This is a genomic window from Ruegeria sp. BG11 (assembly GCF_056538565.1).
The window spans coordinates 561,233-583,828 of sequence record NZ_JBQFTH010000001.1 but is presented as its reverse complement, the minus strand read 5'-3'; the positions used below and the strand labels follow the sequence as shown (position 1 = coordinate 583,828).

At 58.6% G+C, this 22,596-nt stretch carries 21 protein-coding genes; 9 read left to right on the top strand and 12 right to left on the bottom strand.

From position 1 onward, the window contains the following. Nucleotides 1–15: 15 nt before the first annotated feature. The 4 genes from pdhA to ACR0JF_RS02855 form a co-directional block, all read right to left on the bottom strand. Nucleotides 16–1,005, bottom strand: a complete 990-nt coding sequence (pdhA, locus tag ACR0JF_RS02870) for a pyruvate dehydrogenase (acetyl-transferring) E1 component subunit alpha (RefSeq protein WP_170660150.1) — start codon at nucleotides 1,003–1,005, stop codon at nucleotides 16–18. Nucleotides 1,006–1,135: 130 nt separating this feature from the next. Beyond that, nucleotides 1,136–1,429: a DUF3144 domain-containing protein gene (locus ACR0JF_RS02865; RefSeq protein WP_170553144.1), complete on the bottom strand. Its 294-nt coding sequence runs from the start codon at nucleotides 1,427–1,429 to the stop codon at nucleotides 1,136–1,138. A gap of 80 nt (nucleotides 1,430–1,509) precedes the next feature. Further along, nucleotides 1,510–1,809, bottom strand: a complete 300-nt coding sequence (locus ACR0JF_RS02860; RefSeq protein WP_170660149.1) for a septum formation initiator family protein — start codon at nucleotides 1,807–1,809, stop codon at nucleotides 1,510–1,512. A 161-nt stretch (nucleotides 1,810–1,970) separates the two neighbouring features. Beyond that, complete coding sequence (locus tag ACR0JF_RS02855) at nucleotides 1,971–3,161, bottom strand: phosphoglycerate kinase (RefSeq protein ID WP_170660148.1); 1,191 nt, start codon at nucleotides 3,159–3,161, stop codon at nucleotides 1,971–1,973. A gap of 132 nt (nucleotides 3,162–3,293) precedes the next feature. Here ACR0JF_RS02855 and ACR0JF_RS02850 point away from each other — a divergent pair, with 132 nt between their 5' ends. After that, entirely contained in the window at nucleotides 3,294–3,800 is a 507-nt protein-coding gene (locus ACR0JF_RS02850; RefSeq protein ID WP_170374004.1) for a peptidylprolyl isomerase, read from the top strand. Then, nucleotides 3,793–4,347 carry a peptidylprolyl isomerase gene (locus tag ACR0JF_RS02845; protein WP_170374003.1) on the top strand — a complete coding sequence of 185 codons (555 nt, stop codon included), beginning with the start codon at nucleotides 3,793–3,795 and terminating at the stop codon, nucleotides 4,345–4,347. Before ACR0JF_RS02850 ends, ACR0JF_RS02845 begins: the two co-directional genes overlap by 8 nt. Before the next feature lie 57 nt (nucleotides 4,348–4,404). On the opposite strand, the gene aqpZ is transcribed toward ACR0JF_RS02845, so the two are convergent. The 6 genes from aqpZ to ACR0JF_RS02815 form a co-directional block, all read right to left on the bottom strand. Beyond that, nucleotides 4,405–5,091 carry an aquaporin Z gene (gene aqpZ / locus ACR0JF_RS02840; protein WP_170660147.1) on the bottom strand — a complete coding sequence of 229 codons (687 nt, stop codon included), beginning with the start codon at nucleotides 5,089–5,091 and terminating at the stop codon, nucleotides 4,405–4,407. A 92-nt stretch (nucleotides 5,092–5,183) separates the two neighbouring features. Then, complete coding sequence (locus tag ACR0JF_RS02835; RefSeq protein ID WP_480668882.1) at nucleotides 5,184–5,999, bottom strand: M90 family metallopeptidase; 816 nt, start codon at nucleotides 5,997–5,999, stop codon at nucleotides 5,184–5,186. 125 nt (nucleotides 6,000–6,124) lie between these two features. After that, entirely contained in the window at nucleotides 6,125–6,625 is a 501-nt protein-coding gene (locus ACR0JF_RS02830; RefSeq protein WP_170374000.1) for a bactofilin family protein, read from the bottom strand. Beyond that, entirely contained in the window at nucleotides 6,615–7,946 is a 1,332-nt protein-coding gene (locus ACR0JF_RS02825) for a DUF5930 domain-containing protein (protein ID WP_170660145.1), read from the bottom strand. Before ACR0JF_RS02825 ends, ACR0JF_RS02830 begins: the two co-directional genes overlap by 11 nt. A 174-nt stretch (nucleotides 7,947–8,120) precedes the next feature. Then, a complete protein-coding gene (locus tag ACR0JF_RS02820; RefSeq protein ID WP_170660297.1) occupies nucleotides 8,121–8,939 on the bottom strand; it encodes a ferritin-like domain-containing protein in 819 nt (272 codons plus the stop codon). 87 nt (nucleotides 8,940–9,026) lie between these two features. Then, complete coding sequence (locus ACR0JF_RS02815) at nucleotides 9,027–9,488, bottom strand: peroxiredoxin family protein (RefSeq protein WP_170660144.1); 462 nt, start codon at nucleotides 9,486–9,488, stop codon at nucleotides 9,027–9,029. A gap of 68 nt (nucleotides 9,489–9,556) precedes the next feature. On the opposite strand from ACR0JF_RS02815, the gene ACR0JF_RS02810 reads away from it, so the two are divergent. From ACR0JF_RS02810 to ACR0JF_RS02795, 4 genes are all read left to right on the top strand, one after another. Further along, nucleotides 9,557–12,940 (top strand): YhdP family protein, encoded by a 3,384-nt coding sequence (locus tag ACR0JF_RS02810; protein ID WP_480668881.1) that lies wholly within the window; start codon nucleotides 9,557–9,559, stop codon nucleotides 12,938–12,940. A 40-nt stretch (nucleotides 12,941–12,980) separates the two neighbouring features. Beyond that, complete coding sequence (gene queA / locus ACR0JF_RS02805) at nucleotides 12,981–14,027, top strand: tRNA preQ1(34) S-adenosylmethionine ribosyltransferase-isomerase QueA (RefSeq protein ID WP_170660142.1); 1,047 nt, start codon at nucleotides 12,981–12,983, stop codon at nucleotides 14,025–14,027. Nucleotides 14,028–14,139: 112 nt separating this feature from the next. Beyond that, a complete protein-coding gene (locus ACR0JF_RS02800) occupies nucleotides 14,140–15,420 on the top strand; it encodes an MFS transporter (protein WP_170660141.1) in 1,281 nt (426 codons plus the stop codon). A gap of 100 nt (nucleotides 15,421–15,520) precedes the next feature. Continuing rightward, nucleotides 15,521–16,099, top strand: coding sequence for a DUF924 family protein (locus ACR0JF_RS02795; RefSeq protein ID WP_170660140.1), 579 nt, complete (start codon nucleotides 15,521–15,523; stop codon nucleotides 16,097–16,099). Here ACR0JF_RS02795 and ACR0JF_RS02790 read toward each other — a convergent pair. Continuing rightward, on the bottom strand, nucleotides 16,096–16,530 hold the full coding sequence (locus ACR0JF_RS02790; RefSeq protein ID WP_170660139.1) for a hypothetical protein: 435 nt from the start codon (nucleotides 16,528–16,530) through the stop codon (nucleotides 16,096–16,098). The two genes, ACR0JF_RS02795 and ACR0JF_RS02790, sit on opposite strands and share 4 nt — an antisense overlap. Before the next feature lie 216 nt (nucleotides 16,531–16,746). Between ACR0JF_RS02790 and lpdA the strand changes: the two genes are divergently transcribed. Beyond that, complete coding sequence (gene lpdA, locus ACR0JF_RS02785) at nucleotides 16,747–18,141, top strand: dihydrolipoyl dehydrogenase (RefSeq protein WP_170660138.1); 1,395 nt, start codon at nucleotides 16,747–16,749, stop codon at nucleotides 18,139–18,141. 136 nt (nucleotides 18,142–18,277) lie between these two features. On the opposite strand, the gene ACR0JF_RS02780 is transcribed toward lpdA, so the two are convergent. After that, nucleotides 18,278–19,663 carry a dipeptidase gene (locus ACR0JF_RS02780; protein ID WP_170660137.1) on the bottom strand — a complete coding sequence of 462 codons (1,386 nt, stop codon included), beginning with the start codon at nucleotides 19,661–19,663 and terminating at the stop codon, nucleotides 18,278–18,280. Nucleotides 19,664–19,991: 328 nt separating this feature from the next. Here ACR0JF_RS02780 and hemA point away from each other — a divergent pair, with 328 nt between their 5' ends. After that, nucleotides 19,992–21,215, top strand: a complete 1,224-nt coding sequence (hemA, locus tag ACR0JF_RS02775) for a 5-aminolevulinate synthase (RefSeq protein WP_170660136.1) — start codon at nucleotides 19,992–19,994, stop codon at nucleotides 21,213–21,215. Nucleotides 21,216–21,344: 129 nt separating this feature from the next. After that, entirely contained in the window at nucleotides 21,345–22,541 is a 1,197-nt protein-coding gene (locus tag ACR0JF_RS02770; protein WP_170660135.1) for a helix-turn-helix domain-containing protein, read from the top strand. Nucleotides 22,542–22,596: the final 55 nt, after the last annotated feature.

Here is a 22,596-nt window from a genome sequence, read left to right as displayed (position 1 = left end):
GTCTTATTCGTCCTCTCAGGCGTAAATATCTGTCCAGAGCTCGTCCAGCGACGGCTCGGGGCTTTCTTTCGAGAATTCGGCGGCCTGGTTGACGACCTCTTTGATCTCTTTGTCGATCGCCTTCAGGTCATCTTCGGTCGCGTGTTTGCCGGTCAGCAGCAGCTCGCGCACATGTTCGATCGGGTCGCTTTGCTCGCGGACCTTCTGAACTTCTTCGCGGGTGCGGTACTTGGCCGGGTCGGACATCGAGTGACCACGGTAGCGGTAGGTTTTGACCTCAAGGATGTAGGGGCCTTTGCCTGCGCGGCAGTGGGCGACGGCTTTCTCGCCTGCGGCTTTGACGGCCAAAACATCCATGCCGTTGACCATTTCGCCCGGGATCTCGAAGGCCTGACCACGGTGATAGATATCCGCCGAAGAGGTCGAGCGTGCCTGAGCGGTGCCCATCGCATATTGGTTGTTTTCGATCACGAAGACGACCGGCAAATCCCAGAGGGCGGCCATGTTGAATGTCTCATAGACCTGACCTTGGTTGGCCGCGCCGTCACCAAAATAGGTGAAGGTCACCCCACCGTTTTCCTTATACTTGTCTGCAAAGGCCAGACCCGCGCCCAGCGGGACCTGAGCGCCAACGATACCGTGGCCGCCGTAGAAATGCTTCTCTTTCGAGAACATGTGCATCGAGCCGCCTTTGCCCTTGGACAGGCCGCCCTCACGCCCGGTCAGCTCGGCCATCACGCCGCCCGGATCCATGCCGCAGGCCAGCATGTGGCCGTGGTCGCGATAAGATGTGATGCGTTTGTCGCCTTCTTTTGCTGCAGCCTCAAGGCCGACAACAACCGCTTCCTGTCCGATGTAGAGGTGGCAGAAACCACCAATCAGACCCATACCGTAAAGTTGCCCTGCCTTTTCTTCGAATCGACGGATCAACAGCATTTCGCGGTAGTAGGTTTTCAGCTCTTCCGCAGAAACGTTTGGTTTCTTTGTGGTTTTTCGCGCAGCCATTGTGGCGATCTCCCCCTTTCGGACAGATAGTTTAGCGTTAAACTATCTTTTAGAGCATTTCTTGCGATCTGGCGAGCGTAAATATGACGCAGCGTAGTTTACCATCCAAACAAGAGCGTTCGAATTGCTCTCAATCCGGATCAAGCCTCATGTAGCCTTCGAAATTTTCGATGTAGTCATCCAGGTTTTCTGACAGCATCTTTCTGTACTCCTGAACAAAATACTCAATAGTTTCTTCCTTCATATCTCGCATGTCGGAGCCGTTTTCAAAACCGCAGGCACTTACCCAAGCATTGTATCTTGCGGTCGCGTATAGGAGTGAGGCGCTGACTTTTCCGCGAGTCACTTGCTCTAGAAATGTGTTGGCCAAATTTATTACGGCATCAGCACGATCAAAAAACTGGTCATCGAATTTGTTGTTCACGCCAAGAGAACCTTATTGCTGAGGAAAGATAGTCACCGCCGGAACTGAGACAAAGGAACTTGCAACAGACAGGTTTACGACTACCGAATAACGATTTCATCCGCGCGGATCATGCCCAGTACGGATCGGGCCTGTTGATCCAGTAGGTCGAGATCAAGGTAATTGTCCGAAAGACGGCGGGTGAGGTTTTCCATCTCGGCGATCTCAGCTTTGAGCGCCGCGAGGTCGCGTGACAGGGCGTCCCGTTCCGCCGAAATCTCAACCCGTCGAAACAGGCCATAGTCTCCTTGAATGGCGGCAAAGGTGAAATATACACCCAGCATAAAAGCCACCGAAAAGAAAAAAACTGCGCCCAAACCGGGCCGATGGGAACGGGACACTCTGTTGACCGCCGTATGAAGTCTGCCTCAATAACGGGCCCTTTTTGGACCTCTGATTGCACTATGTCACAGGTGATTCGGGATGTGAATCCCCTGATTCGCAAAAATTTCGCGGTTGAGTCAGATTGTCTCGCGGCCCGGTTTTGCGCGCGCCGCGATGATCACTGTTCTAACGCTGCGACGCCGGGTAGGGTCTTGCCCTCCATCCATTCCAGGAAAGCTCCGCCTGCGGTTGAGATATACGAGAAGTCCTTGGCCGCGCCCGAAGCATTCAGGGCGGCAACGGTATCCCCACCACCTGCGACCGAGATCAACTGACCCGCGCGTGTCAGCGCAGCGGCTTTTAGGGCGGCGGCGTTGGTGGCGGTGTCAAACGGCTCTAACTCGAACGCGCCGAGCGGGCCGTTCCAGATCAGGGTCTGGCTTTTGCCGAAGATCTCGGTGATGACGGCGACGCTTTCAGGGCCTGCGTCTAGGATCATGCTGTCTGCGGGGCATTGATCGGCGGGCAACACCTGATGCGGCGCGTTTGCTTCGAATTTCTCGGCGACCACCACATCAACGGGCAGCACGATGCTGCAGCCGGATGTTTCGGCCTTGGCCAGAATCTCTGCGGCAGTGTCTTTCATCGCGGTTTCGGCCAGCGATTTTCCGACATCAACGCCCTTGGCGACAAGGAACGTGTTCGCCATACCGCCGCCGATGACCAGATAGTCGACCTTGTCGATCAGGTTGCCCAACAGCTCCAGCTTGGTGGATACTTTCGCACCGCCGACAACAGCAGTCACCGGACGCTTGGGCGCGCCCAGAGCGCCCTCCAGCGCTTCAAGCTCGGCCTGCATCAGGCGGCCGGCGCAGGCGGGTAGCAAACGGGCCAGCGCCTCGGTCGAGCTATGGGCGCGGTGCGCCGCCGAGAACGCGTCATTGCAGTAGATATCGCCCAGACGGGCCATGCCAGCGGCCAGATCGGGGTCGTTCTTGGTTTCAGTCGCGTGAAAGCGGGTGTTTTCCAGCAGCAGAACCTCACCGGGCTGCAATGCGTCGGCGGCCAGTTCAGCCTCAGTGCCCACGCAATCGGCGGCGAACAGGACCTTCGCTCCGAAAGCAGACTCCAAGGTCGGGACAAGTTGGTTCAGCGACAGGCTTTCACGTCGCTCACCGCCGGGACGGCCGAAATGGGCCAGAAGGATGGGTTTGCCGCCAGATGCCAGGATGTGCTGCACCGTGGGAACAATACGCTGAATACGGGTGGCGTCGGTCACAACACCGTCAACGACCGGCACGTTGATATCCACGCGCACCAGCACGCGTTTGCCGTTCAGGTCCATATCGTCCAGTGTTTTCCAGCCCATCACGCAATCCTTGTGTTTTGATACCCTTTGGGCGGTTCTTTTCCTGCATTTTGCCCTCAGGTCAATGCGTCACTTGGCATTCAGGCGCTTGGCGCATAGGTATTTGCGCAAGACAAACGACAGGAGGGCCAGATGGCCGAGATCAAGGATCCCGAAAACACAATCATCATTGAGCTGAAAGACGGCAATGTCGTCATCGAGCTGCTGCCTGACGTGGCACCTCTGCACAGCGCCCGGATGAAGGAACTGGCCCGTGGGGGTGAGTATGACAACGTGGCTTTCCACCGTGTAATTGACGGCTTCATGGCCCAAACCGGCGACGTCCAGCACGGCGACATGGAAGACGGATTCAACATCCGCATGGCGGGCACAGGCGGGTCGTCGCTGCCGAACGTTCCGGCGGAATTCTCGAAACTGCCGCATGACCGTGGAACTCTGGGCGCTGCGCGCTCGCAGAACCCGGATTCGGCAAACTCGCAGTTTTTCATCAACTTCAAAGATAACCACTTCCTGAACGGTCAGTACACGGTCTACGGTCGCGTGATCGACGGGATGGAGCATGTAGACGCTATTGTACGGGGCGAGCCGCCTGCGAGCCCGGACCGCATGATCAGCGTCAAGGTAGCGGCAGATGCATAAGCTCGCCGCCGCTTTTGTCCTGCTGGCCAGCCCCGCGCTGGCCACCGGGCTGCAGATCGAGGTTGAGGGTGAGGCCAATGGCACCATCACCGTTGACCTGTTCGAAGATGTCGCACCCAAGCACGTTGAGCAGATCACCGCGCTCGCCAACGCAGGTGAGTATGACGGGGTCGTCTTCCACCGCGTGATCGAGGGGTTCATGGCCCAGACCGGAGATGTTCAGTTCGGCAACCAGACCAAGGGCAGCTTCAACGCTGCCAATGCAGGTCGTGGTGGCTCGGACCGTCCTGATCTGCCGGCCGAATTCTCGGACATCACCTTTGATCGCGGTGTAGTCGGCATGGCGCGGTCTCAGAACCCCAACAGCGCGAACTCACAATTCTTCATCATGTTCGAGCCGGGACCGTTTCTGGATGGCCAGTACACCGTTGTCGGTCAGGTCACGGACGGGATGGACGTGGTCGACGCGATCAAACGCGGTGCGGGCCAGAACGGCGCTGTTGTCGGCCAGCCTGACGCGATGAAAAAGGTCACCGTGACCGAGTAACGAAAAACCCCGGCGCAGGCCATGCGCCGGGGATTTCTTGTGGGCTAGGGACTGAGATCAGTCGTCGCCCATTGCTTTCCAGATCAACGCACCGATGGCACCCCCGATCAGCGGGGCGACCCAGAACAGCCAGAGCTGTGCAAGGGCGGGGCCATCCGCAAACAGGGCCACGCCCGTGGACCGTGCCGGGTTAACCGACGTGTTGGTGACAGGGATTGAGATCAGGTGGATCAAGGTCAACGCCAGGCCGATGGCAATCGGGGCAAAGCCCGCAGGCGCTCCGCTTGAGGTCGCGCCCAGAATGATGACGATGAAGAACGCAGTCAGTACGATCTCGATCACCAGCGCGGACATCATGGAATACCCTTCGGGTGACGCTTCGCCATATCCGTTTGAGGCGAACCCGCCCACGCCTTCAAAACCAGGCGCGCCACTAACGATCACATACAGCGCCACCGCTGCCGCAATTGCACCCAGCACCTGAGCGACCCAATAAGGCAGTAGGTCTTTGGCGGGGAAGCGCCCTCCGATCATCAGGCCGAGGCTGACCGCTGGGTTGAAATGCCCGCCCGAAATATGGCCCACGGTATAAGCCATGGTCAAAACGGTCAGGCCGAAGGCGAAGGATACACCGAGCCATCCTATGCCGACATCAGCGACCCCTGCTGCCAGAACCGCGCTGCCGCAGCCCCCCAGAACCAGCCAGAACGTGCCGAAGAACTCGGCCATGAGTTTTGATGACATGAATAGTCCTCCATTAAACAATGAGAACCAGAGTAATTCAAAAACCGTTATTTGTGAAACTTGCGTTTGGGGGAATTTTCACGGCCTGCGCGTCAGTTAGGCCTTTCGCCCCATGTCGCGGGATCGAGGTTGAACAGCGCGGCAAGCTGTTCATAGACATGAGGTGCCGCCTTTTGCAGATCGTGAGGGCGCTCAAAGAACACCTCGACCGAGACGGCAAAGAACTCCTCATGGCCTTCGGCTCCGTAAGGGTCGATGACGGTGCGTTGCCCGGCCTCTACTGCCGCGACATGGTCGGAATAGGCCGTTAGAAAGACCTTTTCCCACTCTGCATAGCTCTGTCCCTTTGCCAAGACCGGAACTCCGTTGGTGCCACCCGACAGGTCGTCGATCTGGTGCGCGAACTCGTGGAACACCACGTTGTGCCCGTCATGGTCGTTCATCGCGCCCTGCTTGCTATGCGCCCATGACAGGATCACCGGCCCACGGTCCCAGCTTTCGCCGGTTCGGATGATCTCTTTCTCGGTGATCACATAGCCGCTGCGCCTCTGCTGACGAGACTTGAAGGCGTTGGGGTAGATCAGAACACTAGTCAGGTTATCGTACCAAGTGTCGGTGTTCACCACGAGCAGGCAGGCTTGCGCGGCGATGGACAATTGCATCTCATCGGTGACTTCCAGCCCGTCGCAGCCGTAAAAGCTCACCTGTTCCAAAAACAAGTTGATCTTGCCATCCAATTTCTCACGTAGGTCGGATGGGACGCGTTGGAGGATTGGGACTTGTGCTGCGATGATGCGCCGGTCGTCTTCGCTCAATGGCTCGGCCAGAAGCGCAGTGCGCGCCTTTTTCTTGGACCAGGACCAGTATAGAAACGCGCCTGCGACGGCTGCGACAAGAGCAAAAAACATCCACATGGGCGGAGTTTAGCCGTATCAGTTCAAGCTTGGAACTGGATTCAGAGCAAGACGTGCAGTTGAATCGAAAACGCCGCAGGATGGCCTGCGACGTTTCAAAAAACCGGGTTGGATTTGCTTTACTGTTTGACTTCCGCAGCCGGGTTGGCACCCGGTTTCGCGCCGCGGCCAGGGTTCAGGGGGTCGTCCTGGCGCTGAACCGAACCTTCGAAATGCGCGCCGCTTTCGATGGCGATTGTCTTGTGGATGATGTCGCCTTCGACCCGTGCGGTCGAGGTCAGGCGGACCTTCAGGCCACGCACGCGACCCACGATGCGGCCGTTGACCACGACGTCGTCTGCAGTGACTTCGCCTTTGATGGTCGCGGTTTCGCCGATGGTCAACAGATGCGCGCGGATGTCGCCTTCGACAGTGCCTTCAACCTGAATGTCACCGGTTGTCTTGATGTTGCCGGTGATGTGCAGGTCCGAAGACAGGACCGATGCGGGTGGCTTGGGCTTGGGCGCCGTGCTGGCCTTGGGTTCAGAAGGGGCAGGGGCCGCCGGAGTCGCCGGAGCAGCAGGTTTTGCCGCCTCAGAATCCTTGGATGCGGGCTCGTTGATTTTGCTCTTAGAAAACATTTCTCGCAGCCTTGATGTAAGTCATTGGGTTTACAGGTTTTCCGTTCACGCGCACCTCATAGTGCAAATGCGTGCCGGTGGACCGTCCGGTGCTACCCATATCAGCAATATGATCCCCGCGCGAGACCCTTTGGCCGACCTTCACACGGATCTTGGTGTTATGAGCGTAAAGTGTCTCAATCCCGAAGGCGTGTTTGATCCTCACAAGTCGTCCAAAGCCGGACTGCCAGCCGGCATGTGTGACCACGCCATCTGCGGTTGCAAAGATATCGGTGCCTTGGGGACCCGCGAAATCGACACCGTTATGCATCCGGCGTCCGCCCGTTTTGGGGTCGCGGCGAGAGCCGTAGCCGCTGGTAAACCGAACAGCAGAATGAACAGGGTTCGCAAAGGGGGCTTTTTCGGCCGCCAGTCGATAAAGGTTCAGCTGATCCATTTGTTGCAGAAGCTGGTTTGCGCGCACCTCGTCGGCGGAGATGTCACTCTCCTCGCCGCGGGTGCTCAGGGATAAAGGGGTCAGCGGACCGCCCATACCGCTATATCCGCGCCGCACCTCTTCTATGATGCGGTCCGTGGGCATACCCGCTTGGCGGAACATCTTGTCCAGAGGCTCGACCGAGATCACCATCGCCTCTTCCAACTGGCGGAAAATCTCGTCACTGCGTTCTTGCATCAGCCGGATTTCCAGCTCCAGATCATCGCGCTGGTCCAGCGCATCGCGCGCGTCGGCGGCGATCTGATCCCGCTCTTCCGCAGTGCGGGTCAAAGCGTCGGTCATGAATTCCATCTGCGCCGGGGCCGAGGCGGCCACGACATAGGCGTCCGTTGTATCCGCATCCTGTTGCAGCTTCGCCAGCTCGCCACGGGCCTCTTCGCGTTGCTTCATCGTGGCGCGCAGAGTCGTCTGGATCACCTCGATTCCGGTTTCCAACTCGCGCCGACGGTTTTCCGAGGCCAAAAGCTCGGACTGCATCGCCGAGACCTGCGCCAGAGCAGCGTTGAACCGGTCTTGCGCGGCCAAGGCTTCCTGCGCGCGGGCGTCACGCTCGGCGGACAGGATGTTGAGACGTTCTTGATAGGTGGCCTGATCGCGTTTGGCTTGTTCGCGGAAGTTGCCAGATCCGATGCTGTCCATCAGCAGAATCGCAGTGGCGACGGCGGTCCAGCCAACCATTACGGCCACACCGGCCACCGCAGCGATCTGCGTTTCCGAGCTGAGACGGATGTACCGTGTGTCTTTGTCAGATTTCAGAAAAACCCGGCGTTCCGGGAAATGCCGTTCGAGCAGCGAGTGAAATTTAATTGCCAGACGTGTTCTCACGCGTCTTACCTCTCATCCCCAAGATCGGGACCGGTCGTGGTGCAGTAGCCGTCCCTTGGACGGGATGCTTAATAGGGTCTCAGCATTCGGGCAAGTTTGTTGACCAATTTGTCGTCGAAGGTGCAGTTTTCCCCCTACGGATCGGCGAAAACCTGCCGAAATTATCCTTTAACCTCAGTCTGAGACCTGACCCGGCGCGGGCATATCCTCGGTGAGTGGCCAGTAGAAGTCCGGCGGCAATCCTGCCTCGGCGCGCTTTTCTTCGTTAAAGGGCGGTTTCAAGGCACCGTGGAAATAGCGCCGAACCAATTGGTGGAAGACGTCCTTGGGGTCGGCGTTTTCGCGTCCACAAAGAAAATGGAACCACTTGGAACCATAGGCGACGTGGCCAACCTCTTCCGCATAGATCACCTCGAGTGCAGCGATGGCCTGTTCCGCCTTGGCCCTGCGAAAGATATCGATCATGCCGGGTGTGACGTCCAACCCGCGTGCCTCCAGCACCATGGGAACCACCGCAAGGCGGCCCATCAGATCCTCGGCGGTGTCTTCGGCGGCGCGCCACATGCCTGCATGGGCGGGCAGGGCGCCGTAAAAGCTGCCCATCTGTTCCAGACAATCGCAGACCATCTCAAAATGGCGCGATTCTTCTTCGGCGCATTTGACCCAGTCATCATAAAAGCCGATCGGCATGGGTACATGACCAAAGCGAGCAATGATGTCCCAATGCAAATCCACCGCGTTCAGCTCGATATGCGCAACGGCGTGCAAAAGCGCGATGCGTCCGGCCTCGGACCCCGGTTTGCGTTTTGGCACTTCGCGGGGTGAGAGCAGCTCGGGCTTTTCAGGGCGTGCAGGATTCAAAGGTGGGGTGGCGGTGCCGATTTCAATCGTGTCACCCTGGCCTTTGCGCGACGCGAACCACGCGGCGGCATGGTATTTGGACAGGGTGGTTTTCTCCCGCCCGTCCGCTGTTGTCAGAACCTCGGTTGCCATCTGTGTCAGTGTTTTGGGCACTGGTACGCTCCGCCTTGTCGTGTCGAGGCCGGGGATAGACCGGATGGCGCGCGGGGTCGAGGGGGGCTACATCGCCTTTACGGCTTCAAGTACCGCGTCCACGTGGCCCGGCACTTTGACCTTGCGCCAGACTTGAGCGATGCGGCCCTCGGCGTCGATCAAAAAGGTCGAGCGTTCGATGCCCATGGATTTGCGGCCATACATGTTCTTTTCGACCCAGACGCCGTAGTCCTCGCAGACGGTCGAGTTTTCATCTGACAGCAAAGGCGTGGTCAGGTCGTGTTTGGCGACGAACTTGTCATGTTTGGCCACGCTGTCGCGCGAGATGCCGAAGACCTGAGCGCCAGCATCGGCAAAGGACTGAAGCTGTTCCGAGAAACCGATGGATTCCTTGGTGCAGCCCGGCGTATCATCGCGGGGATAAAAGAATAATACGACGGCACTGCCGCGCAGATCCGCGAGGGATACCTCACCGCCGCCGTCTCGGGGAAGGGTGAAATCAGGGGCCATGTCTGAAACGTCGGGCATTGGAAACTCCGCTAAAGGTTTTTAAACGCTGCCCGGTATCATAGGGCAACGCGGACGGGTTGAAAGGCGTGGAACGCAAATTGGTGCAGCGGGATCAGGACAATAGCGAAGAGAGGGGTCAACCGAAACGCCGCCGCTCGCGCCGTCGGACGGCGGGCATCTGGACGTTGCGCGGCGTTGTTTTGCTGGTCGTTCTGGCTGTGTTCACGGGGTTCATGGTGCTGGGCCAGCGTATGCACGCCCCGGCCTGGCTGCGCAGTCACGTTGAGGCGCGGTTGGAGGAAAATCTGGGCGGTCTCCAGATCCGCTTTGGCGATGTCAGCTTTATCATTCACGAAGGCTGGCGGCCCCGTTTGCGTCTGACGGATGTGTCCATCAGTGATCAGGCCGGACAACAGATCGCTCAAGTGTCGGATATGCGGGCCAGCCTGGCGATGCGGCCTTTGCTGCGCGGTCATGTGCGGCCCAAGCGGATCATACTCAGCGGGGCGCAGATCGCCCTGACCCGAGGTGAGGATGGCGCGCTGACCCTGACAGTGGGCACTGGCAGCGCGCCCGTGCAAAGCGCATCGAACCTGGCCGAATTGATTGAGGCCGGGGATGAGGTGTTCCTGTCTCCGGTCCTGTCTGCGCTGACCTCGGTGCAGTTGGATGCGATCACGCTGGACTATCGCGATCTACGGCTGGGACGGTCCTGGATATTGGACGGCGGCCACATACAGTTGACGCGCAATGACGATGACATGCGGTTGGCGACTGGGTTCTCGGTCTTGTCCGGTCGCGATTTTGTCAGCCAGATCGAGGCCAACTATACCAGCATTCTGGGCACGCCCGAGGCGCGCTTTGGCGTGACGATCACCGACCTGCCGGCCGAAGACATATACGGCCAAAGCCCGGCATTGGCGTGGTTGCAGGTTCTGAAAACGCCGATCTCGGGCGCGGTAAGGGGCAGTGTGGATGGTTCAGGGGCTTTCGGCCCTGTTTTCGCGACGCTCAATCTGGGAGCCGGGGCGGTGCAACCGAATCCAGAGACACGTGCCATCCCGTTCGATTCCGCTCGCACCTATTTCACCTATGATCCCAACCGGCAGGAGCTGGACTTCAACGAGGTCTCGATCGATTCCGCCTGGGGATCGGTGCAGGCTGCGGGCAAAGCCTATCTGCAAGGGGTGGAAAACGGGACGCTCGACAGTCTGGATGGGCAGTGGAGCCTGACGGGGATCAACGTCAACCCAGCCAACCTCTTCCCCGAGCCGCTGAACCTGAAAAGGGCCGATCTGGACGTTCAGATGAAATTTACCCCGTTCCGGCTGCGCGTAGGTCAGATGACGATCGAGGATGGCGGCCACCGCGTGCGGGCCTCGGGTCTGCTGGTCGGGCTGGCCGATGGCTGGTCGGCCGATCTGGATGCGCATCTCAACCAGATGGATTCTGAAGAAGTTCTGAACTATTGGCCCGAGCGTCTGGCGCCGAAGCCGCGGGAATGGGTGACCAAAAACCTTTCCAAGGGCGCCTTGTCGGATATGGATTTCGCGCTGCGTCTGCGACCCGACAACAAACCCGATATCTATCTGGATTTCGGGTTCGAGGATGCCACCATCCGTTTTGCCAAGACCCTGCCTCCGGTCGAAGGCGCGCAGGGGCAGGCCAGTCTGATTGACGACCGCTTTACCGCAACCGCGCAGCAGGGTGTGGTGATGGCCGATCAAGGCGGGGCGGTGGATGCGTCGGGGACGTCCTTCATCATTCCCGATACCGAAATCAAAAAAAATACGCCGGGTATTGCACGGATAAGTGCGACGGGGGGTGTCACTGCCGCGCTATCCCTACTGGATCGCCCGCCGCTTAGCCTGCTCAGCAAGGCAGGGCTGCCGGTCGATATGGCCGAGGGGAACGTTGCGCTAGCGGGTACGTTGTCCTTGCCGCTGATCAAGGGCCTAAAGTTTCAGGACACGCAATTTCACTTTGCGGGCAAGCTGGGAGACCTGAGCAGCGACCGTCTGGTACCGGGATTTTCCGTCAGTGCACCGATGCTGGAGTTGTCCGGAGACCAGACTGGAGTGCAAATCGAAGGGCAGGGCCTGTTCGGCGATGTGCCCGTGCAGGCCAAATGGCAACAGCCGATTGATGGCGAAACGGCGCAGCGCAGCACTGTGACGGGGCAGATTGAGCTGTCTCAGCGTCTGATGTCCGAATTGAAGGCCGGGTTGCCACAAAGCTTCCTCAGCGGGTCTGGCACGGCGGATTTTACGCTCGGTATCGGTGCAGGCGCACCGCCGCAACTGTCGGCCTCATCCGATCTGGTTGGCGTCACGCTGGCTATCCCCGAGCTGGGATGGCGCAAGCCCGCGTCGACCAGCGGCACGCTGACTGCTGATGCAACGCTGGGCGATGGGTTGAAGGTTGATGCCCTGAACCTACAGGCGGCGGGGTTGCGGACCGCAGCGTCGATCACCTTTCGGGACGGCGATTTTGACCGAGTTTCCTTCAGTTCCTTCGATCTGGGCAACTGGCTGGCTGTTCCGGCCGAACTGATCGGACGGGGCAACGCCGCACCCGACATTCGCGTTCTTGGCGGGGTGCTGAACCTGGGCCGTGCCACATTCGGCGGGTCCGAGGGCGGCGGCAGCGGGTCGGCCGCTGGGCCGAATCTCGACGTCACGCTAGACCGTCTGCAAGTCACCGAGGGCGTGGCCCTAACCGGCTTCAAAGGCGCCTTTCAAACGACCGGTGGGGTCAACGGCACCTTCAACGCCCGTGTCAACGGAGGGGCTGCCATGCAAGGCCGCCTCACCCCGCGGGGCGCGCGCAGCGCGGTAGAGCTGACTTCGAACGATGCCGGTGCCGTCTTGCGCTCAGCGGGTTTGCTGACGCAGGCACGGGGCGGAACGTTGGATGTGCAGCTTGAGCCAGTAGCGGCCGCTGGCAGCTATGATGTGATCCTCAGCATCGTGAGTACTCGCATACAGGATGCGCCTGCGATGGCCGCGCTGCTGAACGCGATTAGTCTGGTCGGGTTGCTGGATGAGATGGCCGGGCAGGGTATCTTTTTCTCGTCCATCGACAGCCGGATGCGGATCACCCCGACTGAGGTCAAGATCCTCAGCGGAAGTGCTGTTGGCCCGTCCATGGGCCTGTCTTTTGACGGAACGGTGAATACGGTGGCCGGGACGCTGAACTTGCGGGGTGCCATTTCACCGATCTATTTGCTGAATGCGGTCGGCAGCGTTTTTACCAAAAAGGGCGAAGGGGTCATCGGGTTCAATTATTCTCTTACCGGGCCGTTGGCGGACCCGAAGGTCTCGGTGAACCCGCTGTCGGGCCTTGCGCCGCTGTTCCTGCGCAACCTTCTGCGTCCTCCAGCCCCGACGGTTTCAGACGGGCCGAACGCCCAACCGCGCAAACCTGACGAACCGAAGCGGACTTACGGAGCCCCTAAAAGCGACCGCTAGGGATATGGCCGAATCTCTTGCGGCCTTGTATGGCGCGGCCATGAAACTCAGCGATTTTGATTTCCACCTGCCCGAAGACCTGATTGCCACCCGGCCCGCCAACCCGCGCTCGTCTGCGCGTTTGCTGGTGGCCGAGCGCGAGGCGATCTCGGACAGCCATGTGTTCGATCTGCCCAACTGGCTGCGCCCCGGCGATCGGCTTGTTTTGAACGATACGCGCGTGATCCCGGCAAGGCTCAGCGGACGGCGGCACCGCGACAGCGCGCAGGGGCCGGTTTCCGCTGCTATCGAGGCGACGTTGCTGGAGCCTCAGGCGAATGGATTCTGGACCGCGCTCATCAAGCCGTTGAAAAAGGTCAAACCGGGCGAAGAGATTGTGTTCTCCGACGATCTCAGTGCGGCTCTGGATCGGGTCGAGGACGGGCAAGCCTATCTCCAGTTTAACCTCAGTGGTGAGGATTTCGACGCCGCCCTTGAACAGGCCGGTGCTATGCCTTTGCCACCGTACATCGCCGCCAAACGTCCAGCGGATGAGCAGGACAAGACGGATTACCAAACCATCTGGGCGCGCAACTCGGGCGCTGTGGCCGCACCAACCGCGTCGCTGCATTTCGATAGTGCGTTGATGGCTGCGCTGGCAGAGCGTGGGGTGGAATTCAGCCACGTGACCCTGCATGTGGGCGCGGGCACGTTTTTGCCGGTCAAGGTGGAGGACGTGACAACCCACAAGATGCATGCCGAGTGGGGCCGGGTCAGCCAGCAGGCTGCTGATGAGATCCGCGCCACCAAGGCGGCAGGGGGCCGGGTGATCCCGGTCGGTACCACCGCACTGCGCCTGATCGAAAGCGCCGCGCGCAGTGGGAAGATCGCGCCTTGGGAAGGGGAAACCGACATCTTCATCTATCCGGGCTTTCAGTTCCACGTGACGGACGCACTGATGACCAATTTCCACCTGCCCAAGTCGACCCTGCTGATGCTGGTTTCGGCTCTGATGGGGCAGGAGCGTATGCGTTCAGTCTATGCCCATGCGATTGAACAGAAATATCGCTTCTTCTCATATGGGGATTCATCCCTTCTGATCCCCTAAAACCCTCAGCCGCGACACTGTCAGACAGGGAATGTCGTAGACAGGCGCGATCTGCATTTGTTTTGATCGCAAAACGACTCGCAATTCAGCTTGGCACATCCCGGAGGCCCAAATGATTCAGGTTCTGTCCACCGCTTGGGCGCTTCTTCTCGGCATGGGTCTGCTGATGGTCGGCAACGGCCTGCAAGGCACGATTCTGGGTGTTCGCGGTGAAATCGAAGGTTTCTCGACCCTCGAGATGTCCTTTGTGATGTCGGCCTATTTCATGGGATTTCTAGGCGGATCACGCCTCGCGCCTGAGATGATCCGCAGGGTCGGCCATGTGCGTGTCTTCGCAGCCCTGGCCTCGTTCATTTCAGCGGTCATGATCATGTATCCGATGCTGACCGACCCGATCGCGTGGTTCCTGGGGCGTGCCGTGATCGGCTTCTGTTTCTCGGGCGTGTACGTGACCGCTGAAAGCTGGCTCAACAACGCGGCCAGTAATGAGAACCGGGGGCAGGCACTGTCGCTCTATATGATTGTGCAGATGCTGGGGATCATTTCGGCTCAGGGATTGGTCTTGCTGGGCGATCCCGCAGGGTATGAGACGTTTGTGATCGCGTCGATCCTCGTTTCCGTCTCGTTCGCGCCGATCCTTTTGTCGATTTCTCCGACTCCTGCATTCGACACCACCAAACCCATGACCCTGCGCGAGCTGATGGGCAAATCCCCCTTGGGCTGTGTCGGTATGTTTCTGTTGGGCGGGGTGTTCTCGGCGCAGTTCGGCATGGCGGCGGTCTATGGCGCGCGCGCCGGGTTGAGCCTGATCGAGATTTCGACCTTCGTGGCCGCCTTCTACATCGGCGCTATCGTGCTGCAATACCCGCTGGGATGGTTCTCGGACCGAATGGATCGGCGTTTCCTGATCCTGCTGGCGGCAGCCATAGGCGGTGCCAGTGCCGTAGCTGGCATGCTACTCGGGGTGAATTTCCCGATCCTGCTGGTAACCGCTTTCTTTATTGGCGGTATGTCAAACCCGCTCTATTCCCTGCTGATCGCCCATACGAACGATTTTCTGGATCGCGAGGACATGGCCGCTGCATCTGGTGGTCTGCTTTTCATCAACGGCTTGGGCGCGATTGCTGGCCCGCTGATTACGGGTTGGTTGATGGGGGACGGGATCTTTGGACCTCCGGGCTTTTTCCTGTTCATCGCGGCGTTGCTGTTCGCGATGGCTGGCTATGCAATGTACCGCATGACGCAGCGCGCGGCGATACCAGTCGACGAAACCGGCACTATGTCGCCTCTGTACCCGTCCGCATCCCCCGTTGCACTTGAGGTGGCCCAGGAAGTGGCCATCGAAGCCGCCGAGGCCGAGGAGGACGCACAAGATGTTTCCGCTAACGCCTAAATATGTCCGAAATGTAGTAATATTTTACTGTTACAAATCTGTAAAACAGCCTTAAATGACCTTACGTCCCTGGGGAGGGCAACACACGGAGTTAAGGGCAATGGTTGGTCCTGAAGACGTATTGAGTTTTTGGTTGGATGAGGTCGGCCCCAAGGGGTGGTACATGCAGGACGACGCGCTGGATCAGAAGATCCGCGACCGTTTCCTGACCACTTGGGAAGCCGCGACAGAGGGCAAGTTTTCGCTCTGGCTGACATATCCCAGCGGGTCGCTGGCCTATATCATCCTAACAGACCAATTCCCGCGCAACATGTTCCGGGGCGAGGCACGGGCCTTTTCGTCGGATCGGGCGGCTCTGGCCGCTGCGAAATGTGCGGTGGACAAGGGCTGGGATGTGAAAATCGACGAACCCGCGCGGCAGTTCTTTTATCTGCCGATGATGCATTCCGAGAACCTGTGTGATCAGGAACGCTGTGTGCGTCTGATGTGCCAGAACCTCAGCAGCGAAGATTCCAGCAACCTGCTGCACGCGCGCGCGCACCGTGAGGTAATCCGAAAATTCGGACGCTTCCCCTATCGGAATGAGGCCCTGTCACGTACCCCAACCGTGCATGAGACCGCCTATGTCGACATGGGCGGCTATGGCGCCACTGTGCGCGAGTTGCAAGCAGCCGGTTAACTTTCGGGCCCGCATCCGCGGATAGCAATGATCCGGTCGGCTACCACGTCGGCCGAGGTCTCAATTGCATGGTCAATCAATTGGTCAGGTGATTCCGCCAACTCTGCAAACCGGGTCTGAACGGTCTGCAGTTTGGTTTCTATCGTTTCCAGTTTATCCAGCGTATTGGACATTCGCAGTGAAACAACGGTGTTGCTCACCAGACCGTCCTCTTGAACTCGGGCCAAATCACTGCGTAGCCCTGAAAGCTGCTCGCGAATACCCTGCGCCTCGTCCCGCAACGGGGCGACAACTTGCAGCTTTTCCGACAGGACCGAGGTGACGTCCTCGGCGGTCGAAGCCAGTTTCCATCCCAAAAACAGGCAAAGCGCGACAAGGATCAGCGTTGCATTCAGAAGTGCAAGGAGAAGGTCTTTGAGGGTCTTGGCCATGATAAGTCTTTCGAATGCTTTGTGAATATAAGACGGGCGGAAGCCCCGGCTGTTCTTTTCTAGCCTTTGAAAATGCTTGGGTATAGGCTGAAAACTGCACGTATCGACCATAACATACCGACGTCGCTTTTGTCGCGGTATGTCTATATTGATGCGCTGTGAAAAATAGTTTAATACTAAACTAAATTTCTAACCGACCTGGGCCGAGAGGGACACATGGCTGAAAAATCTTTTGATCTGATCGTAATCGGTGCTGGTCCGGGCGGCTATGTGGCCGCAATCCGCGCGGCGCAGCTGGGCCTCAAGACCGTCGTGGTCGAGCGGGAGCATCTGGGCGGCATTTGCCTGAACTGGGGCTGCATCCCAACCAAGGCAATGCTTCGCTCTTCGGAAGTCTTCCACCTGATGGAGCGCGCGAAGGACTTTGGTCTGACAGCGGACAAGTTCGGTTACGATCTGGACGCGGTGGTCAAACGCTCACGTGGCGTTGCCGGCCAGTTGTCGGGTGGGATCGGCCACTTGCTGAAGAAGAACAAAGTCAGTGTCGTGATGGGCGAGGCGACGATAACCGCAAAAGGCAAAGTCTCAGTCAAAACCGAGAAGGGCACCGAAGAGCTGACCGCCAAAAACATCGTCCTCGCCACCGGCGCACGAGCGCGCGAGCTTCCAGGGCTGGAAGCGGATGGCGATCTGGTCTGGACCTACAAACACGCACTGCAGCCGCCGCGGATGCCGAAGAAACTGCTCGTCATCGGCTCGGGCGCCATCGGGATCGAATTTGCCAGCTTCTACAACACGCTGGGTGCAGACACGACCGTGGTTGAAGTGATGGACCGCGTGCTTCCGGTTGAAGACGCTGAGATCAGCGCCTTCGCGAAGAAAGCCTTCAACAAGCAGGGCATGACCATCATGGAAAAGGCGATGGTCAAGCAGCTTGATCGCGGCAAGGGTAAGGTCACCGCGCATATCGAGGTCAAAGGTAAGGTCGAGAAGCACGAGTTCGACACGGTAATCTCGGCCGTTGGCATTGTAGGCAATGTCGAGAATCTGGGACTGGAAGCACTCGGCGTGAAAATCGACCGTACGCATGTTGTGACGGATGAGTTCTGCCGCACCGGCGTTGATGATCTCTATGCGATTGGGGATATCGCCGGCGCGCCTTGGTTGGCTCATAAAGCTAGCCACGAAGGCGTTATGGTGGCCGACCTGATCGCAGGCAAACACGCGCATCCGGTCAAACCCGAAAGCATCGCAGGTTGCACCTATTGTCATCCGCAAGTGGCCTCGGTCGGCTATACCGAAGCCAAAGCCAGAGAACTGGGCTACGACATTAAAGTCGGCCGCTTCCCGTTCATCGGGAACGGTAAGGCGATTGCGCTTGGAGAGCCTGAGGGCATGATCAAGACGATCTTCGACGCCAAGACCGGTGAGCTGCTGGGCGCGCATATGATCGGCGCGGAAGTGACCGAGATGATTCAGGGCTACGTTGTAGGTCGTCAGTTGGAGACGACGGAAGAAGACCTGATGAACACCGTCTTCCCGCATCCGACACTGTCAGAAATGATGCATGAAAGTGTTCTGGATGCGTATGATCGCGTGATCCATATGTAAGGGGTGAGGGGGCTCTGCCCCCGCCGCGGCAAGCCGCGACTCCCCCGGGATATTTACAGCCAGATGAAGCATGGGATCCGTCCTTCATCTGGCCGAAAATACCTCGAAGCGCGAGGCAGAGCCTCGCAAAAGTCTCCTATGAATTCAAAGCATCCAGAATGCGGGCCCAAGAGCGAATGCCCTTGTGGAAGCTTTTGACATCGTATTTCTCGTTCGGAGAGTGGATGGCATCGTCGTCATTGGCGTAACCCACCAGCATCGAATCCAAGCCCAGAACGGTGTCGAAGTAACCAACGACCGGGATTGAGCCGCCCATTCCGGTGAACACAGCCTCGCGGCCCCATTCGTCAGATAGCGCAGCGCGGGCTGCTTCGAACTCAGGGCGATCCAGATTCATGACCGAGGCTGGGGACCCTTCGAGGTCATTGTCCCAGACAACTTTGGCATCCGGGGACAGGTGCTCCTCTACATGTTTACGAATCTTGTCGCGCAAGGCGTCGGGGTCCATGTCGCCGACAAGGCGGCAGGTGATTTTGCAGTGAGCTTCCGACGGAATCACCGTTTTAGATCCGGCACCATTGTAGCCGCCCCAAAGGCCGTTGACCTCAAGTGTGGGGCGTGCCCATTGCTGTTCCAGCGTGGAATAGCCTTTTTCGCCATGCGGTTGGCTATAGCCCACCGAGTTCAGATATTCAGCTTCGTCGAAACCGCAGTTTTCCCACTGGCGCAGCTGATCTGCCGGGACTTCGTGAACGCCTTCATAGAAACCTTCAATAGCGACGCGTCCGGTCTCATCGTCATAGAAAGAAGCCACGATCTTGGACAATTCGCGCAGCGGGTTCAGACCGGGGCCGCCATAGTGGCCGGAATGCAGGTCGATGCGGGGGCCAACGATGGTGAACTCATCCTTCAGCATTCCGCGCAGTTGCGACGCGATAGAAGGCACTCCGCGTGACACCATCGAGGTGTCGCAAACCAGGGCCAGATCGGCCCGCAATTCGTCTTTGTTCGCTTCGAGGAACGGCACCAGCGAGGGCGAGCCTGATTCCTCTTCACCTTCGAAGAAAAAGGTGATGCGGCAGGGCAGGGTGCCGTGGACGGCTTTCCAGGCACGGCAGGCCTCGACAAAGGTCATCAGCTGGCCCTTGTCGTCGGATGAACCACGGCCTCGAATGACGGGTCCATATTCGGTCTCCTCGATGGCGGGGTCGAACGGATCGCGGTTCCACAGGTTCAGCGGATCGACGGGTTGCACATCATAATGCCCATAGAACAGCACATGTGGGCCTTCGTTACCGTCACCCACATGACCCACGACCATAGGATGACCGGGTGTTTCGCGCTTTTCCGCTGCAATACCAATGCTCTGCAGGTCCGAGACCAGCCAGTCTGCAGCCTTGTCGACCTCGGCCTTGTAGGCGGGATCGGTTGAGATCGATTGGATGCGCAAAAGCTCCATCAGGCGATCGATCGAGGTTTGCAGATCAGAGTCGATCCGGCTCAGCACGGCGTCTAGCGACATAACAGGGCTCCTGCTTGGGAATGATTTGCGCGAACCCTATCAGTGTTGGCGCTGCCGTCCAGAGCAGAGTGCGCAGCACTGCCCCGTAGTGAACGGCTGAAGTTAAGCTTCTGTACCTGCGTCGTTTCCCCGCGTCTTTTAGACGTAAGTTTACTTGCTGCGCGGCTATGAAGCTTATATTTGATGCAAATCAAAGTTGGGTTCTAACTAGCGGCTTTAATAAGGTCGAACGTGCTAACACAAAGCTGCTTTAGGGGCAATGTCCTGTAAGGTGGCGGAATACAGGCTTTGGGTGAGGGGTTTGCCCGAGGCGATCAAGGAGGGTCCGTTGGACTATACTGCTCAGCTCGATTCAGCGATTGCCAGGCTGCATGACGAAGGACGTTACCGGACCTTTATCGATATCGAACGCCGTAACGGGCACTTCCCGCATGCCGTTCGGACCCGTCCCGATGGAACACAACAGAACATTACCGTTTGGTGCGGCAACGACTATCTTGGCATGGGCCAGCACCCGGTGGTCCTGAACGCAATGCACGAAGCCGTCGATGCGGCCGGTGCTGGGTCGGGCGGAACACGTAACATCTCGGGCACGACTGTATATCACAAGCGTCTTGAGGCTGAGCTTGCCGATCTGCACGGAAAAGAGTCCGCCCTGCTGTTCACCAGCGCTTACATCGCCAATGACGCGACGCTTTCGACCTTGCCGAAACTGTTCCCCGGTCTGATCATCTATTCGGACGCGCTGAACCATGCCTCGATGATCGAAGGCGTGCGGCGCAATGGCGGCGCCAAGCGTATCTTCCGCCACAACGATGTCGCGCACCTGCGTGAGCTGCTTGAGGCCGACGACCCCAAAGCCCCCAAGCTGATCGCTTTTGAGTCAGTCTACTCCATGGATGGTGACTTTGGTCCGATCGAAGAGATTTGCGACCTGGCTGATGAATTCGGTGCTTTGACCTATATTGACGAGGTCCATGCGGTTGGCATGTACGGCCCGCGCGGTGGTGGTGTGACCGAGCGTGACCGTCTGGCGCATCGCATCGACATCATCAATGGCACTCTGGCCAAAGCCTATGGCGTGATGGGGGGCTATATCGCAGCCAGCGAAAAGATGTGTGACGCCGTGCGCTCTTACGCGCCGGGGTTCATCTTTACCACGTCTCTGCCGCCCGCTGTCGCGGCTGGTGCGGCGGCCTCGGTCGCGCATCTGAAAGTGACGCCGGAACTGCGCGAGCAACATCAGACACAGGCCAAAATCCTGAAGCTGCGCCTGAAAGGCTTGGGCCTGCCGTTGATCGACCATGGCAGCCATATCGTGCCTGTTATCGTCGGAAACCCGGTCCATACCAAAATCCTGAGCGACCGGTTGCTGGACGATCACGGTATCTATGTGCAACCGATCAATTTCCCGACGGTTCCACGTGGTACGGAACGCCTGCGCTTTACCCCATCTCCGGTCCATGGGCCCGGAGAGATGAACCGTCTGGTTCAGGCGATGGACGAACTTTGGTCACATTGTGCGCTAAATCGCGCCGAACTTGCCGGTTAACCTCACGCTAAAGTGTGCAACGTGTTTGCCGCGTGTTAAGCTTACGCTAACAAAATAAGTGGACGAATCGTTATGGGGACGATTCGCCATTAGCGTGAAACACGCGACAGGCAAAATGGGGCGGCAGGAATGATTGGGCGCAGATCACAGCGCGATTCCGAAGAAGGTTTAGAAGTCAGACCAAAGGGTTTTGACGACTACGAAGTACGCCTTGGTGATCAGATGCGCGGCGAACGCGCAACCATGGGCAAATCCCTTCTGGATGTTCAGCGCGAACTGCGGATCAAAGCCAACTACATCGCTGCCATTGAAAACGCCGATCCTGATGCGTTCGATACACCCGGCTTCATCGCCGGGTATGTGCGTTCTTATGCCCGGTATCTGGGCATGAACCCGGATGAGACCTTTGCGGCCTTCTGCAAGGAAAGCGGCTTTGAGGTCGCGCATGGCATGTCCGCCGAGGCATCGGTTGTGCGTAAACCGACCGGAGATCTTCCGGCCCGTGGCCCGATGGGGCGGGATCCGTTTGTGTCTCCGAACACGCCTTATATCCCTAGTAAAGAATCCTTCGTCAGTCAGGTTGAACCGCGCGCGATTGGCTCATCCCTAGTGTTGCTGGCCGTTATCGGCGGCATTGGCTATGGCGGCTGGGCCGTGCTGAACAAAATCCAGCAGGTGCAGGTCAGCCCGGTTGAGCAAGCACCTGTTGTTCTGTCGGACCTCGACCCCCTTGATGCGGCGCGTAGCACTGAGACCGTCGAGACCGCTTCGACCGAAGCGCTGGATCGACTCTATCGCCCGCAAGCGCTGGATGTTCCGGTGATGGTCGCACGGGATGCTCCGATTTCCACGCTAGACCCGCGGACCGTCGGCACATTCCGTCCGCCGGAACTGCCCGAGGTTCAGGTGGCCGAACTGCACACGGTTGAACGCCCGGCCTTGCCGCAGGTGGTCGAGCAACTGGATACGACGTTGAAGATTGTCGCCGTGAACCCTGCGTGGATGCGCGTCACGGCCGCCGATGGCAGCGTGATCTTCGAAGGAACACTCGGCACGGTAGAACAGGGAAGCGTGTTCGAAGTGCCGCTGACCGAAGAACCTCCGCTGTTGCGGGCAGGGGCGTCGGGTTCGGTGTTCTTTTCGATGAATGGTGAACATTTCGGACCGGTTGGTGCGCCGGGTACCGTGGCGAAAGGCGTTGTCCTGTCCAAGGACGCGGTGGCTGAGACCTATGCCGTCGCCGATCTTGAGGCTGAACAGAACAGCGCCCTCAAGCAATTGGTGGCCGAGCTTCAGACGCAAGCAGCGGACGAGCCTACCGACTAGTCTTGCCATTGCTCAACTGCGGTTGCCGAACTATCTATGAGGCAACCTAGGCAGA